General features: G+C 70.5%; 1 rRNA gene and 1 pseudogene. Both read right to left on the bottom strand.

Features of this window, described 5'->3' with window-relative positions:
• A pseudogene (locus ACFWBN_RS33495) lies at positions 1–1086 on the bottom strand (hypothetical protein); the annotation flags it as partial.
• A gap of 228 nt (positions 1087–1314) precedes the next feature.
• Positions 1315–1405, bottom strand: a 5S ribosomal RNA gene (gene rrf / locus ACFWBN_RS33490); the annotation flags it as partial.

The following is a 1405-nucleotide window of genomic DNA, read 5'->3' as shown; positions in this document are numbered from 1 at the left end:
TCCACCGCCGGCGGGACGCCCACCACGCTCGTCATCACGACGCGGGTAGCTGGGACGGTCGCCACCACGGTCGTCACGACCACCACGGAACCCACCACGGTCGTCATCACGACGCGGGTACGACGGACGGTCCCCACCACGGTCGTCACGACGGAAACCACCGCTGGCGGGACGCCCACCGCGGTCGTCATCACGACGCGGGTAGCTGGGACGGTCTCCACCACGGTCATCGCGACGGAAACCACCGCCGGCGGGACGCCCACCACGCTCGTCATCACGACGCGGGTAGCTGGGACGGTCGCCACCACGGTCGTCACGACCACCACGGAACCCACCGCGGTCGTCATCGCGGCGCGGGTAGGACGGGCGGTCGCCACCACGGTCGTCACGGCGGAAACCGCCGCCACCACCAGCGCCGGCGGGACGCCCACCACGGTCGTCATCACGACGCGGGTAGCTGGGACGGTCGCCACCACGGTCGTCACGACGCGGGAAGGACGGACGGTCGTTGTCCCGACGGAAGCCACCACCGGAGGGGCGGTCGCCACGGTCGTCACGACGGAACGGAGGACGGTCGCCACCGCGGTCATCGCGACGCGGGTAGCTCGGACGGTCGCCACCGCGGTCGTCACGACCACCACGGAAGCCACCACGGTCGTCATCACGGCGCGGGTAGGACGGGCGGTCGCCACCACGGTCGTCACGGCGGAAACCGCCGCCACCACCAGCGCCTGCGGGACGCCCACCACGGTCATCGTCACGACGGGGGTACGACGGACGGTCCCCACCCCGGTCGTCACGACGCGGGAAGGACGGACGGTCGCCACCGCGGTCATCGCGACGCGGGTAGCTCGGACGGTCGCCACCGCGGTCGTCACGGCCACCACGGAAGCCACCACGGTCGTCATCGCGGCGCGGGTAGGACGGGCGGTCGCCACCACGGTCGTCACGGCGGAAACCGCCGCCACCACCAGCGCCGGCGGGACGCCCACCACGGTCATCGCGACGGAAGCCGCCGCCACCACCGCCGGCCGGTCGACCACCGCGGTCGTCACGACGGAACGGAGGACGGTCGCCGCCCCGGTCGTCACGGCCCCCGCGGTAGCCGCCCCTGTCACCGCCGTCGTTGCGCCGAGGCTCGCGCTCCGGACGATCGTCGGGAGAGTTGGACATGGGTGTGACTCCTGTCTTCGGGGTACCGCTAGTCATTCTCGCGCAACCAACCCATGGCCGCGCTTCGGCGTAAAGAGGTAAAAACAAAAAAGGACCCTTGGTCCAGCGTTGAACGCTGGACCAAGGGTCCTTTGAAAGATTGTTCGGCGGCGTCCTACTCTCCCACAGGGTCCCCCCTGCAGTACCATCGGCGCTGAAAGGCTTAGCTTCCGGGTTCGGAATGTAACCGGGC

Source organism: Streptomyces sp. NPDC059989, assembly GCF_042736975.1.
Classification (GTDB): domain Bacteria; phylum Actinomycetota; class Actinomycetes; order Streptomycetales; family Streptomycetaceae; genus Streptomyces.
The sequence above is the reverse complement of the archived record's forward strand: the minus strand, read 5'-3'. Positions and strand labels throughout refer to the sequence as shown.